At 59.8% G+C, this 12,354-nt stretch carries 12 protein-coding genes; 5 read left to right on the forward strand and 7 right to left on the reverse strand.

Features of this window, described 5'->3' with window-relative positions:
* The first annotated feature begins 38 nt into the window (after nt 1–38).
* Entirely contained in the window at nt 39–866 is an 828-nt protein-coding gene (locus tag ACSQ13_RS06155; protein WP_367268329.1) for a metallophosphoesterase family protein, read from the forward strand.
* Here ACSQ13_RS06155 and ACSQ13_RS06160 read toward each other — a convergent pair.
* The 3 genes from ACSQ13_RS06160 to ACSQ13_RS06170 are packed head-to-tail and all read right to left on the reverse strand — an operon-like array spanning nt 803 to nt 3,491.
* Nucleotides 803–1,777 (reverse strand): site-specific tyrosine recombinase XerD, encoded by a 975-nt coding sequence (locus ACSQ13_RS06160; RefSeq protein WP_176249929.1) that lies wholly within the window; start codon nt 1,775–1,777, stop codon nt 803–805. The two genes, ACSQ13_RS06155 and ACSQ13_RS06160, sit on opposite strands and share 64 nt — an antisense overlap.
* Nucleotides 1,777–3,336 carry a hypothetical protein gene (locus tag ACSQ13_RS06165; RefSeq protein ID WP_295508559.1) on the reverse strand — a complete coding sequence of 520 codons (1,560 nt, stop codon included), beginning with the start codon at nt 3,334–3,336 and terminating at the stop codon, nt 1,777–1,779. The genes ACSQ13_RS06160 and ACSQ13_RS06165 overlap by 1 nt, the downstream gene beginning before the upstream one ends.
* Nucleotides 3,337–3,341: 5 nt before the next feature.
* Nucleotides 3,342–3,491: a hypothetical protein gene (locus ACSQ13_RS06170; RefSeq protein WP_176249928.1), complete on the reverse strand. Its 150-nt coding sequence runs from the start codon at nt 3,489–3,491 to the stop codon at nt 3,342–3,344.
* Between the two features lie 79 nt (nt 3,492–3,570).
* Here ACSQ13_RS06170 and ACSQ13_RS06175 point away from each other — a divergent pair, with 79 nt between their 5' ends.
* Nucleotides 3,571–4,167: a shikimate kinase gene (locus ACSQ13_RS06175; RefSeq protein WP_176249927.1), complete on the forward strand. Its 597-nt coding sequence runs from the start codon at nt 3,571–3,573 to the stop codon at nt 4,165–4,167.
* On the forward strand, nt 4,160–5,272 hold the full coding sequence (gene aroB / locus ACSQ13_RS06180; RefSeq protein ID WP_295508554.1) for a 3-dehydroquinate synthase: 1,113 nt from the start codon (nt 4,160–4,162) through the stop codon (nt 5,270–5,272). The genes ACSQ13_RS06175 and aroB overlap by 8 nt, the downstream gene beginning before the upstream one ends.
* A 168-nt stretch (nt 5,273–5,440) precedes the next feature.
* Here the strand turns inward: aroB and ACSQ13_RS06185 are convergent, their stop codons facing one another.
* Entirely contained in the window at nt 5,441–5,971 is a 531-nt protein-coding gene (locus tag ACSQ13_RS06185; protein WP_176249925.1) for a single-stranded DNA-binding protein, read from the reverse strand.
* A gap of 224 nt (nt 5,972–6,195) precedes the next feature.
* On the opposite strand from ACSQ13_RS06185, the gene ACSQ13_RS06190 reads away from it, so the two are divergent.
* Together ACSQ13_RS06190 and ACSQ13_RS06195 are read left to right on the forward strand one after the other, a co-directional pair.
* Nucleotides 6,196–6,762, forward strand: a complete 567-nt coding sequence (locus ACSQ13_RS06190; protein ID WP_176250217.1) for a lytic transglycosylase domain-containing protein — start codon at nt 6,196–6,198, stop codon at nt 6,760–6,762.
* 158 nt (nt 6,763–6,920) lie between these two features.
* Nucleotides 6,921–7,430, forward strand: a complete 510-nt coding sequence (locus tag ACSQ13_RS06195) for a hypothetical protein (protein ID WP_176249924.1) — start codon at nt 6,921–6,923, stop codon at nt 7,428–7,430.
* Nucleotides 7,431–7,528: 98 nt separating this feature from the next.
* On the opposite strand, the gene ACSQ13_RS06200 is transcribed toward ACSQ13_RS06195, so the two are convergent.
* From ACSQ13_RS06200 to ACSQ13_RS06210, 3 genes are all read right to left on the reverse strand, one after another.
* A complete protein-coding gene (locus tag ACSQ13_RS06200; RefSeq protein WP_295508550.1) occupies nt 7,529–9,619 on the reverse strand; it encodes a dipeptide ABC transporter ATP-binding protein in 2,091 nt (696 codons plus the stop codon).
* A gap of 97 nt (nt 9,620–9,716) precedes the next feature.
* Nucleotides 9,717–11,183, reverse strand: coding sequence for an ABC transporter permease (locus tag ACSQ13_RS06205; protein WP_295508548.1), 1,467 nt, complete (start codon nt 11,181–11,183; stop codon nt 9,717–9,719).
* A 15-nt stretch (nt 11,184–11,198) separates the two neighbouring features.
* Nucleotides 11,199–12,284 (reverse strand): ABC transporter permease, encoded by a 1,086-nt coding sequence (locus ACSQ13_RS06210; protein ID WP_176249921.1) that lies wholly within the window; start codon nt 12,282–12,284, stop codon nt 11,199–11,201.
* Nucleotides 12,285–12,354 lie beyond the last annotated feature (70 nt).

Genomic DNA, 12,354 nt, shown 5'->3' on the forward strand with positions numbered 1-12,354 from the left:
GGTTACGTTATGGGCGCGTGGGCGGTTTCATTCAAGGGATGAGCATTGTGAAGCATCAAGATTTGGGCAGGGTCGAGGGCCCGGTGTTGCTGTTTGGTGGCCCATATTCGAATTTGCAGGCGCTTCATGCCCTGATGGACGCGGCCCGGCAGCGTGCGATCCCGGCGGAACGGATGATTTGTACCGGCGATGTGGTGGCCTATTGCGGCGATCCGTCAGCGACCACGGATGCCCTGCGCGCGGCACGTATCCCGCTGGCGGCGGGCAATTGCGAAAAGCATCTGGCGGCCGGGGCACCGGATTGCGGCTGCGGGTTTGACGCAGGCACGACCTGCGATCTGCTGTCGGCAGGGTGGTACGGGGTCGCAAATGCCCAGATCGGGCCGGATCAGCGGGGCTGGATGGCGACGGCGGCGGATATCATCAGTTTCTCCCATGCGGGCCAACGCTTTGCCGTGATCCATGGCGGGATGACCGATATTGCGCGGTTTATCTGGCCCTGTTCGGATCGGAAGGTTTTCGAGGAAGAATGGGCCGCTGTGGAGGCTGCGATTGGCCCCGTGGACGCGATTGTCGCGGGCCATAGCGGGATACCGTTCACCAAGGACTGCGCAAAGGGGCGCTGGATCAATGCGGGCGTGATCGGCATGCCGCCCCATGATGGCGGGCAGGACACCCGCTTTGCGGTTCTGGACCAAGGGCAGGTGACGTTTCACAAGCTGGGCTATGATGTCGAGGCGGCGGTGGCGGCGATGGAACGCGCCGGACTTACCCAAGGCTACCACAGCGCCTTGCGCAGCGGCTACTGGCCGTCCGAAGACGTGCTGCCGCCGGAACTGCGCCGTGCCGCCTTGGCCAGCGGGTGATTTTCCAACACCAGCTCTGACAGGCGCGCCTCGAGGACATGGGTGTAGATTTCGGTGGTTGCCACATCGGCATGGCCCAGCATTGTCTGGATCGACCGCAAATCGGCACCATTGGCCAGCAGATGCGTGGCAAAGGCGTGGCGCAAGGTGTGCGGGGTCACTTTGGCCGGATCAACGCCGCCTGCAACCGCGAATTCCTTGATCATCAGATAGAACCGGTGCCGCGTCAGATATCCCGCAACCCCACGGGACGGGAACAAGAACCGCGAGGCGGGCTGTCGCTTTGCCTGCGCGGCGGCGTCGATCTTGTCACGCTCGACCAGCCAGTCGGCCAGCGCTTGGCGGGCAGGGGGCGACAGCGGCACCAGCCGTTCCTTGCCGCCCTTGCCCATGATTAGCAACAGCCGCGGATCGCCACGGGTGGCACTGACCGGCAGGCTGACCAGTTCGCTGACCCGCATGCCTGTCGCGTATAACAGCTCCATCAGGCAGGTGTTGCGCAGCTGGTCCTGCAAGCTGCGGCCCGAATTGCGTGCGGCATCCAGCAGGCGGTCCACCTCGTCTTCCGACAACACTTTGGGCAGACGCTTTTCCTGACCGGGGCCGGTGATCTGGATCGCGGGGTTATCGTCGCGCAACCCTTCCTCAAAGGCGAAACGGTAAAGCTGTTTGACAGCCGACAGCCTGCGTGCGCGGGTGGATTTGGCAAGGCCCTGCGCGTCACACCACACCAGATAGCTTTCGACGTCGTTGCGGGTGGCGGTGGTGAAATCAAGGGTTCTGCGGGCCAGATAGCTGTCAAAATCCTTGAGATCGCGGCCATAGGCCAAAAGCGTGTTCGTCGCGGCACCCAGCTCTGCGGCCTGCGCCTCCAGAAAGGTGGATATCCAGTGAAAGGTGTCGCTGTGCATCAGCCGCGCTCCAGCAGCAGCACTTGCAGGGCGGCGCGGCGGGCGAAGTCTTCCAACCCCAAAGCGCGCAGCGTGGACAAGGCGTCGCGCAACGCGGCGGTGTCGCCATTTGCACCGTCTTCCAGCAGCGCGATCGTTGCCAGAATAGACATGCCAAGTTTGCCGTTCTGCGCATCGCTGACCAGATTGCTGCGGGGCGACGGGGTGGTAAAGGCGCTGGCAATGGCGTCGGCCTGATTCATGTCGGGAACGCGGCCAGGGGCGGTGCCTGTGGCAATGGCGCTCATGAATGCGATCTCTGCCGTTGGGGGAACCGTGGCACCAGAGGCAACCGTTTCATAAAACGGCGACAACAGCGTGATCCGGTTGCGCAAGGCCGCGGCACTGCCCTCGAGCGGGATTGCCTGCAAGCCTTCGGCAAAGAGCGTGGCAAAGCTGACTTCAAGCTCTGCCTCTTGCATGGCCTGCCACGCGGGGCGCAATGTTTTGGCAACCGCGTCCGCGCTGCGGGTGCGCAGGGCGGTGTCAAACCGTTGCAGCGCCTCGACCCGGTCCCATATCCCGCCCGAAGCCGCAGGCGCCCGGTCCGAATAGATGCCCAACAGCCGGTTGTCGGGCAAGGCACCAAGACGGGTCAACCGTTCAGCGGCCTCAAGCTGGGCCTTCCAACCGGCCACATCGCGCAGATCGACCACGGCAAAGGCTGGCGGCAAGGACCGTGTCTGGGGCCGCTCGCCAATCGCCTCGAACAGGCGAAAGCCCATCGGGTCCATTGTGCGCGGCACCGTCAGGTTCGGCTCGCCTTCGAACAGGTCGGGGTTCAGGAACCGGTCCAGCAGCGCCAGCCGTTCGGGCGGCAGCAATTCCAGAGCCTGCGCCGATCCAAAGGTCAGCGCGGCAGTGTCCCAGTTGCCTGCACGCGCCGCACACAGGATACGGACGTTGTAATCACGGGTCAGGTACGGCTTTTGCATCAGCAGCGTACAGGCGCGGTCTTCGGTGCCGACCAGCAAGCTGACCTGCATCCACAGCGCGAAATGATCGGCCGATGTGGCGACACCGGCCTGTTCAATCAACGAGAGCGCAGGATCGACGGCACCGTTGTCGATCAAGGCGCTGACACGGGCAAGGGCCAGCGCATCACCCTCGGCGGCGCGGCCTTCGGGGGCTGTTGCCTCGGCCAGTAAAAGCCTGAAAAACAGGGCGCGTGCGGCGGGCAGATGCAAGTCGGGCAGGTTGGCCAAGCGGCTGGTGATGTCGCTGACGCTGCTGCCCGCCCATAGATCCTGCGGCAAACCGGTGACATGCGCAGGGACCAGACCGATCGCGCGCGGGCTGCCTTCGCCAAGGGCGGTGACGGTCACCGACGGGGGCAGTGCCGTCTTGGCCACTGGGGCCTCCTCGGGTTTGGCGGGGCGCTTGGGGCGGACGGGCATCGCCTTTGGTTGCTGGCCAAGCCAGTCGATCACCGACAGGGGGGCCGTTTCAGCGGCAGGGGCCTGCGCCATGGTCAGGGCCGGCCAGCACATCAGACAAAGCGCGGAAATCTGCCTGAACATCGGCGTCACTTGGCTGGCAATTGCACGGGCTCGCGCACCTCGATCTGATCCGGCGCGAAATTTGCGCCAAAAAACGGGCCAAGATACGCATAGGCGACAAGCCCCATGAATCCGAAGACCAAAAGGAAAATCAAAAACTTGATTAGCTTGCCCATAAATACTGCCTGCTTTCTTTCGAACATTTTGAATATCTATATATGGCCTTTTCAGTAAGATCACGTCATTCAAAGACAAATGAACGAATTTGAGCAAACCCCAGCCGATACGGCCCAAAAACGACCTGCATACCGGCTGAAAAAGTCGGTTGTTCTGGTGGGCATGATGGGTGCGGGCAAAACCGCCGTTGGGCGGGCGCTGTCGGTCAAATTGGGCGTTCCGTTTCTGGACAGCGATCACGAGATCGAAACCGCCGCCAACCTGACCGTCCCCGAAATCTTTGAACGCGACGGAGAGCCGTTTTTTCGCAAGCGCGAGACCGAGGTGATTGCCCGTCTGCTGGACGAAGAACCCGGTATCCTGTCAACGGGCGGCGGCGCGTTCTTGTCGGAGATCAACCGCGATAACATCTCGACCAAAGGGGTTTCGGTCTGGCTGGATGCGGATATCGACGTGATCTGGAACCGCGTCAGATACAAAAACACGCGCCCCTTGCTGCGGACCAGCAACCCGCGCCAGACCTTGGAACAGCTGTTCAAGGCACGGGTGCCGATCTATAAACTTGCCAATCTTTCAACGACTTCCGGTGCAAATCTGTCGATTGAGAAAATGGCCAACCGCGTGATCGACACCTTGCTGTCACGCCCCGATGTACTCGAGAAAATAGATGCGTGAAATCGTGCATGTGGGCCTGCCGGGCCGAGAATATGACATCCATATCGGGCCGGGTCTGCTGGCCGAAGCGGGCAAATATATCGCCCCCTTCCTGCCGCGCCCGCGGGTGGTGGTGATCAGCGACGAAACGGTTGCCGCCCTGCATCTGGACAGCCTGCGCGCCGGGTTGGCGGCGGATGGGATCACGATAGAATCCCTGAGCCTGCCCCCCGGAGAGGCAACAAAATGCTGGGCGCAATTGACCCGCTGCGTCGATTGGATGCTGGATCAAAAGGTCGAACGCAAAGACGTTGTTATCGCTTTGGGTGGCGGGGTGATTGGCGATCTTGTGGGCTTTGCATCCGCGATCTTGCGTCGGGGTGTGCGATTTGTGCAAATCCCGACATCGCTGCTGGCGCAGGTGGACAGTTCGGTGGGCGGCAAGACCGGAATCAACGTGTCGCAGGGCAAAAACCTTGTGGGGGCCTTTCATCAACCCGCGCTGGTGTTGGCCGATACGGCCGTTCTTGGCACGCTCAAGCCGCGCGATTTCCTTGCCGGTTATGGCGAGGTGGTGAAATACGGGCTGTTGGGCGATGCGGCGTTCTTTGACTGGCTGGAAACCCAAGGGCCGGCGCTGGCCGCAGGGAATATGGCCGCGCGGGTCGAGGCGGTGCGCTGGTCTGTGCAGATGAAAGCTGACATCGTGATGCGCGACGAGACAGAGCAGGGGGAACGTGCCTTGCTGAACCTTGGCCATACGTTCTGTCATGCGCTTGAATCTGCCACACAGTATTCCGACCGGCTTTTGCACGGCGAAGGTGTTGCGATCGGCTGTGCGCTGGCGTTCGAACTGTCGTCGCGTCTTGGGCTGTGTTCCCAGGAAGACCCCAGCCGCGTGCGCGCCCATTTGAAAGCGATGGGGATGAAGACCGATCTGCGCGATATCGAAGGTGATTTGCCCGATGCCGATGCGCTGCTTGATCTGATGGGGCAGGATAAAAAGGTCGTGCAAGGCGAGCTGCGCTTTATCCTCGCGCGCGGGATTGGCAGTTCATTCGTGACCGGTGATGTGCCCCGCGAAACCGTGCGGCGTGTGCTGGCGGATGCGCTGGCCGACCGCTGACTGCGGGCGGGGCGTTTCGGGATGCCCCCTTAAATTTGGGATACCCCAATAAATAATGCCGCCAGATGAACCGGCGGCATTAAATCTATCGCTAATTTCTGGCGTATCACACCAACCATCACGCTGCGCTGCGTCTGACCGTGTCAGACCCAGCACAGCTGCGCCCGATTAAAACGGGATTTCATCATCCAGATCGCGCGAGGACCGGCCACCGCCGCCGCCACCGCCACTGCTGGAACCGCCACCGCTGCTGGAGGGGCCGGAATCGTAGCCGCCGCCATAACCGCCCGGATCGGATGGGCCGCTGTCATAGCCGCCACCGCCACCACCACCGGAACCGCCACCGGACGGGCCGTCCAGCATGGTCAATGTGCCGCCAAAGCCCTGCAGCACGACTTCGGTGCTATAGCGGTCGGCACCGGATTGGTCCTGCCACTTGCGGGTCTGCAACTGCCCTTCGATATATACCTTGGAGCCCTTTTTCAGGTACTGCTCGGCGATGCGCACAAGCCCTTCCTGAAAGATGGCCACGGTGTGCCATTCGGTCTTTTCGCGGCGTTCACCTGTGTTGCGGTCTTTCCAGGTTTCAGAGGTCGCGATGCGCAGGTTGCACACTTTGCCGCCATTCTGGAAGGAACGCACCTCGGGATCGCGCCCCAGGTTGCCAATAAGGATCACTTTATTCACTGAGCCGGCCATGATGCCCCCTGTCTGCTATGAGGTTGGAAGGGTGCTGCGAATCCCGCAGGCCCTTGCGTTGGACGACGTTATACCAGTGCCGCCTCCAAGAAACAGGGCAAAGGATCGCTTATTGCGCGATCACACCCCCGCAAGCGGCGATAAAAGGGTGGCGCAATTGGGCCATCTTGCTATGTTTTGCGAAATCAGGCTGCTTTGGGGGCTTCGTGAAAAAATTCATCATCATGACATTGTGCTGCGTAGGGTTGGTTTCCAGCCCCGTCGCCGCCGAAGTTTTCTCGTCCAAGAGCCGCTCCAAGCTGTTTGCCTCGCAGAAAAAACTGCTCGATACCCGCGCGTCCAAACAATATGCGGCGTCGGTTCGGTTGCAACCTACCCGCGTTGTCACCCCGACCAAATGGGACGTGCCGAAATACAAGGGCAAGTATAAGGGCCAGTACCACAGCATGGCCCGCGAAGCCGCCCGCCGCCACGCCATCCCCGAAGATTTGTTCTTGCGTCTTGTCCAACAGGAAAGCGGCTGGAACCCGTCCGCGAAATCCCACAAAGGGGCCTTGGGACTGGCGCAGTTAATGCCGGAAACCGCGCGGGTGTTGCGCGTTGATCCGTCTGACCCGTACCAAAACCTTGATGGCGGCGCGCGCTATCTCAAGCTTCAGTTTCGCGCATTTGGCAATTGGAAGCTGGCCCTTGCCGCCTATAACGCAGGCCCAGGTGCCGTGAAGAAATACGGCGGCATCCCCCCGTTCAAGGAAACCAAGAATTACGTCAAGGTTATCGCCGGGCTGTAAGGCATTGATTTAAAGACAACTCTTGATGCGCCCCGCGCCCTTCGCAATAATAGGCTGCGCAAGGACGGAACCAAACACCCTTATCCAATGTTGATACTGCAGAACGCAATCCGGGCAGCAACGCCCCTGCGTGCAAGCAAGACGATAAGGACTATGAAATGTTTAACTCAGTAAAAAGTATTGTTCTGGCAACTTCGGTCAGCCTTGCAGCCATGTCGGCAGCCGCCTTCGCCAATGAAGAGATTATTTTCTCCGAAGTCACCGTCGAAGCGGGCCTTGAGGCCGCCGAAGACACAAACGCCCTTGAGGTTTTCCCCGAGATCGCAACCGATCTGCAGCAAGCCATCTCGACCCGTGTGAAATTTGGCTCCGATGCCAGCCTGCCAACGATCAAGGTAGATTTGCGGAGCGTTTCCTTGAACGGTAACCCGATGTTGACCTCAATCGAAGGTTTCAACGAAATCGCCGGCGTTGTGGTGATTTCGGACGATAACAACAGCATCGGTTCGCAAAGCTTTCCGGTGAATGTTGCGGCCTATCCGGCTGAACAGGTCATTCCCGAAGGCTTCATTGGTGTGCAACCTTCCGAGGAAGATTTCTATAACGCGATGATTCTTGGTTTTGCCGACGTGATCGTGCGCCAGCTGGATACAGTTTACAAAAAGTAACCAGCCCTTCAAAGGCAACCACATTAAAACAACAGGGGCGGTCGGTGCAGATGCATCGGCCGCCCCTGGCTTATTCTGCGGCCTTTAGTCTGGGGCCTTCACTCTGCGGCGACGTTAATCTCGATCACCGGCTCCATTTCCGCCAGTTGCGCGTCGGTAAGATGGCATTTCACCTGATGCCCCTCCGCAACGCTGCGCAATGTCGGCACCACCGTTTCACACAGATCGCCCGAAATCTGTGATTTCCACCGGCAGCGCGTCTGGAACGGACAGCCCGGCGGCGGGTTCATGGCAGAGGGCACATCCCCCTCAAGCACGATATGTTTCTTTTTCACCCGCGTGTCGGCAATCGGAACGGCAGACAAAAGCGCCTCCGTATAGGGGTGGTAGGGCGGCGAAAACACCTGATCCGTGGTGCCCAGTTCCACCACATGGCCCAGATACATCACCATCACCCGATCCGACAGATAGCGCACGATGCTCAGATCATGGCTGATGAACAGCAAGGTGGTTTTCTGTTCGCGCTGGATTTCCATCAGCAGATCGGTCACCGCCGCCTGCACCGATACATCAAGCGCCGACACAGGTTCATCGGCCACCACAATCCGCGCATCCCCGGCAAAGGCGCGGGCAATGCCCACACGCTGCTTTTGCCCACCCGACAGCTGGCGCGGCATACGGCCCGCAAACTCGCGCGGCAGTTTCACCAGATCAAGCAGCTCTAACATGCGCTGGCGACGTTCCTTTTCGTTCTTGCCGATCCGGAAAATCTCGAGCGCGCGGATGATCTGGCGCCCGACGGTCATCGACGGGTTCAACGTGTCGAACGGGTTTTGGAACACCATCTGGATGTCTGCCACGTTTTGCGTGGTCCGCTCCTCGATCGGGACGCCGCCAATGTCGATATCATCCAGCAACACCTGACCCGATGTTGCGGTTTCCAAGCCCATCAACACCTTGGCAAAGGTGGATTTGCCACATCCGGATTCACCCACAATCGCCAAAGTCTCGGATTCGCGCGCCTCAAAGCTTAACTCTTCATTGGCTTTCACGACCTTCCTGGCCGATCCGCCAAACATCGAATTTGCCGCCACCTCATAGTATTTCTTCAGCTTGTCCATCTTCAGGACAACCCTGCCAATCTCGCCCTTGGTCTTGACCTCGGCCAGCTCCAGCGGCGCTTTCCAGTCGATTTCCTGATATCTCAAACAGCGCGTGGCATGGCGCTCATTGCCGGGCACGTCCTCCATCAGGATCGGCCCCTGATCACAGCGCCCTGCCTCGAAATAATCGCAACGCGGGCCAAAGTTGCACCCCGTTGGCCGCTCGTGGGGCAGGGGGAAGTTGCCGGGGATGGCGATCAGCGGGCGCGCGTTCTTGTCGGCACCGGGCAGGGGGATCGACCGGAACAAGGCCTGCGTATAGGGGTGCTGCATCTCGTCGAACACATCCTCGATCGACCCGCGTTCAACCGCTTCGCCCGAATACATCACGCAAATCCGGTCACAGGTTTCCAACACCAGCCCAAGGTTATGCGAGATGAACAGCATCGAGGTGCCGTATTTCTTGCCCAGATCCTTGACCAGTTCGACCACCGCCGCCTCGACCGTGACATCCAGCGCCGTGGTGGGTTCATCCAGAATCAACAAGGCCGGCTCCGACATCAAGGCCATGGCGATCACGATGCGCTGCTGCTGCCCGCCGGACAATTGATGCGGATAGGCCTTCAATATCCGCTCGGGGTCGGGCAGCTTCACATCCGTCACCACCTGCAAGGCGCGGGCACGGGCGTCACTTTCGGACATGCCGGAATGGATCATCGGCACTTCCATCAACTGCCGCCCGATCCGCATCGCAGGGTTCAGCGACGCCATCGGCTCTTGATAGATCATCGCGATCTGGCTGCCGCGAATATCGCGCAGCTCCTCATCGCTCATCTCGGCCAGATCGCGCCCCTTGAACTTGATCGACCCGCCGACAACCCGGCCGTTCACGCCCAGATCCTGCATAATCCCAAGCGCCACCGTTGATTTGCCACACCCGGATTCGCCCACCAAACCCACCGCTTCGCCGGGTTTCACCGAGACCGAAAAATCCATCACCGCCGGAATTTCGCGCAGCCGCGTGAAAAACGAAATCGACAGTTTGTCGATCTCCAGAATAGGGCCGTCATACTCAAGCTTCGCCATGGTCCGTCTCCCTTGACCGGCTGGTCGCAAACCCTGCTTCCAAATGGTCCAAAATCCCGGGGGTCTCCGGGGGCTGGCCCCCGGTCCCGTCCTCATATCAATCGCGCAAACTTTCCTCGCGCAAACCATCCGCCAACAGGTTCAACCCCAAAACAAGGCTCAGCAGTGCCACCGCCGGCGCAATCGCGGCATGGGGATAAAGCGCCAGCAAACGCCGGCCCGCGTTGATCGTGGTGCCCCAATCCGGGCTTTCCGATTCCAACCCCAGCCCAAAGAACCCCAAGGTCCCCAAAAGGATCGTGGTATAGCCGATGCGCAAACAGAAATCGACGATCAGCGGCCCGCGTGCATTGGGCAGGATTTCCCAAAGCATGATGTACCACGGGCCTTCGCCACGGGTCTGGGCGGCGGCCACGTAGTCGCGGGTTTTGATGTCCAGCGCGAGGCCGCGCACAATTCTGAAGACTGTGGGCGCGTTCACGAAAACCACCGACACGAACACCACCAGCACACCGGGATCAATGTCGAACAGATCCATAAACGCGGGCAGGCCGGGCAGGCGGTAGGTGGGCGCATCCACAATCGCCCCGTCGGTCGACACCAGCGACAGATACAGCCATCCCGCAATGCCCAGCACCACAATCAGCAAGGGCGTGCGCAAGGACGGTTGCGTGTAAAAGCGCGAATTCAGCAGCACGGCCAGAAACACCAGCGGAAAGATGAACAAAACCAGCGCCATGTAATTCGGGATACCGGTCAGCACGATCTCGGGCGTGACCAGCAGATAGAACAGCAAGATCACCGGAAAGGCGAGGATCAGGTTCGCCAGAAAGCTCAGGAACACATCCAGTTTGCCGCCGTAATACCCCGCAGGCAGGCCCAGCGTGATCCCGACCATAAAGGCAAACAAAGTGGCCATCGGCGCGATCTGCACCACGACCCACGACCCTTTGATCAACCGGCTGAACACGTCACGGGCAAGGTTGTCACCGCCCAGCAGAAACCATTGATAATCCTCCGGTTCTGCCCGCGCCAAAGGCGTGCCGGGCAGTTTGTTCTTCATCCCCGACACCTGGCTCAGGCTGTCATGGGTGATCAGCATGTCAAAGACGCCCCCGAAAACTCCCGCAAATACCCAGAACATCACCAGACCGAAACCGATCATCCCCACGGTGCTGTCGAAAAGCTTGCCGTACAGCCCCAGCTTGCGCTTGAAGGTGATCGACAGGGCAAACAGCACCACAAGCGCGATCCAGACCGGCAATAATTGCTGCGCCAATCCGCCAAATATTCCCGCTGCGGGTCCGATTATGACCCCTGCCAACAGGTAGACCAGTAAAATGCCGATTGCGGCCAGAAACCCGTAGCCGCCAAGACGGCCCAACAGCCCCGATACCCCCTGGCTTGCGGCGGTAACCCCGCCGGACCCGACGGTGCGTATTTGGGCATCGGGAATGAGTGACATCAGGATTTGCAGCGCATAGGCGACCACCATAACCCCGACGGCCAATCCCAGCACCGGGTTCAGCCATCCCATCGAGCCTGTCCATGTCAAAGTTTCCATGTCCTTGCCCTTTCTTTATGTGATGCGAATGCGCGGGTTCAAAAACACATAGCCGATGTCGGAAATCAGCTGTGTGACCAGAACCACGATGACAGAGACGACAGAGACAGCCAGAAGCAGTTCAATATCGTTATTCGATGCGGCCTGAACCAGCAGCCAGCCGAAGCCTTTGTAATTGAACAGGGTTTCCACGATGACGACCCCGTTCAAGAGCCACGGAATTTGCAGCATGATCACCGTGAAGGGCGCGATCAGGGCGTTGCGCAGGGCGTGTTTCAAAACGATATCGCTGAACTTGACCCCCTTGAGCCGCGCTGTGCGGATATATTGTGCGGTCATCACCTCGGTCATCGAGGCCCGCGTCATCCGCGCGATATAGCCCATCCCGTAAAGCGAGATCGTCAGCACAGGCAGAAAGAAATTCCAGAATGTCGCGTCCTCCATCGCGGAGGTGGCAGAGCCCAGAAACAGGGTTTTCCCGTCGATCCAGCCCATGTCGGCCAGCCACGGCGATAGGCCAAACCGCGAGGACGCCAGAACCGCGATAAAGATAACGCCCGACACATATTCAGGGGTGGCGGTTGTGGCGATTGAAAAGGTCGACAGCGACCGGTCCAGCCGCGACCCTTCGCGCATCCCCGCCAGCACGCCCACAATCAACGCCGAAGGCACCATCAGCAGCAAAACGCACAGCATCAGCTTGCCCGTCAGCGCCAGACGGGTCAGCACCGTCGGGCCAACGTCTTCTTTGAAAACAGTCGAAAAACCCCAGTCCCCCTGCAAGATCCCGCAAAATCTGGGGCGGTCGTCGACCGGGGTGTCGCTGGTAAAGCAGCGTCCGGTTACCTTGCCGCTCTCGGCTTCGGTGATCCAGCCGGGCACAACGCCCAGCCATTGCCCGAATTTGGCCGGTGTGGGCTGCAAATAACCGCGGTTTTCAAGATAGCTGGTAACCGCCTCGTCCGACATGCGAAAGTTGCCTTGGGTCTTGGCCAGTTTTTCCAGATTGGGGTAAAGATTGGTTAACCAAAAAACGATGAATGTCAGACAAAGCGCTGTCAAAAGCATCACGCCCAGACGGCGCAGAATGAAAATCCCCATGGAACATCCCTATTGCGCGGCAGACGACCCGCGCCCAACCGAAATTTCGGGCGTGTCAGCCCAATGTGAT

Origin of the sequence: Sulfitobacter sp. SH22 (assembly GCF_965641905.1) — a bacterium.
In the GTDB taxonomy this organism is placed as follows: Bacteria; Pseudomonadota; Alphaproteobacteria; order Rhodobacterales; family Rhodobacteraceae; genus Sulfitobacter.

Coding starts and splice junctions, on each gene's coding strand:
- ACSQ13_RS06155 (WP_367268329.1), top strand. CDS start 39: ATGAGCATTGTGAAGCATCAAGATTTGGGCAGGGTCGAGGGCCCGGTG.
- ACSQ13_RS06160 (WP_176249929.1), bottom strand. CDS start 1,777: ATGCACAGCGACACCTTTCACTGGATATCCACCTTTCTGGAGGCGCAG.
- ACSQ13_RS06165 (WP_295508559.1), bottom strand. CDS start 3,336: ATGTTCAGGCAGATTTCCGCGCTTTGTCTGATGTGCTGGCCGGCCCTG.
- ACSQ13_RS06170 (WP_176249928.1), bottom strand. CDS start 3,491: ATGGGCAAGCTAATCAAGTTTTTGATTTTCCTTTTGGTCTTCGGATTC.
- ACSQ13_RS06175 (WP_176249927.1), top strand. CDS start 3,571: ATGAACGAATTTGAGCAAACCCCAGCCGATACGGCCCAAAAACGACCT.
- aroB (WP_295508554.1), top strand. CDS start 4,160: ATGCGTGAAATCGTGCATGTGGGCCTGCCGGGCCGAGAATATGACATC.
- ACSQ13_RS06185 (WP_176249925.1), bottom strand. CDS start 5,971: ATGGCCGGCTCAGTGAATAAAGTGATCCTTATTGGCAACCTGGGGCGC.
- ACSQ13_RS06190 (WP_176250217.1), top strand. CDS start 6,196: ATGACATTGTGCTGCGTAGGGTTGGTTTCCAGCCCCGTCGCCGCCGAA.
- ACSQ13_RS06195 (WP_176249924.1), top strand. CDS start 6,921: ATGTTTAACTCAGTAAAAAGTATTGTTCTGGCAACTTCGGTCAGCCTT.
- ACSQ13_RS06200 (WP_295508550.1), bottom strand. CDS start 9,619: ATGGCGAAGCTTGAGTATGACGGCCCTATTCTGGAGATCGACAAACTG.
- ACSQ13_RS06205 (WP_295508548.1), bottom strand. CDS start 11,183: ATGGAAACTTTGACATGGACAGGCTCGATGGGATGGCTGAACCCGGTG.
- ACSQ13_RS06210 (WP_176249921.1), bottom strand. CDS start 12,284: ATGGGGATTTTCATTCTGCGCCGTCTGGGCGTGATGCTTTTGACAGCG.